This window comes from Autumnicola psychrophila, assembly GCF_031846645.1.
Lineage (GTDB): Bacteria > Bacteroidota > Bacteroidia > Flavobacteriales > Flavobacteriaceae > Autumnicola > Autumnicola psychrophila.
Genome location: NZ_JAVRHN010000041.1, coordinates 1 through 439, shown reverse-complemented (window position 1 = coordinate 439; position 439 = coordinate 1). Strand labels below are relative to the sequence as shown.

Annotated in this window: 1 protein-coding gene; it reads right to left on the bottom strand. The window is 39.2% G+C overall.

Annotated elements, in window-relative coordinates; all coding sequences use genetic code 11:
- A partial coding sequence (locus RM541_RS17415) for an MBG domain-containing protein (RefSeq protein WP_311501406.1) occupies window positions 1-403 on the bottom strand: 403 nt, incomplete at its 3' end.
- Window positions 404-439 lie beyond the last annotated feature (36 nt).

Genomic DNA, 439 nt, shown 5'->3' with positions numbered 1-439 from the left:
TCACAGTAACTTCATAAGTTCCGGCATTAGTATATCCTTGTGCAGGAGAATACGTCAACGTAGTTTCAAAATGGTTTAGACTTGCAGCAACATTCTTAACAGTTCCATCATAAGTGAAAGTCTGAACAGCATCTGCAGTAATTACCGCTTCTGCTTTTTTGATCACAAGATCAGCAGTCAGAACTTTATTATTGTAGTTGTCCTGACTTACAGTTGCAGTCACTTTATAAGTACCTGCATTAATTTGCCCATTATTGGTATACTCTACTAATGCTCCTTCCGGAAGTCCGGTGACAGCAATGCTATGAGCTTCACCATCATAAGTAAAAGTGTCACCTTCAAAAGCCAGTCCTGTGATCTCTGCATTTTCGATCACCAATGAAACTTCTTTTGAAGCTGACATATAATTGTCGGTTTCTGCGGAAGAAATAGTAACAGG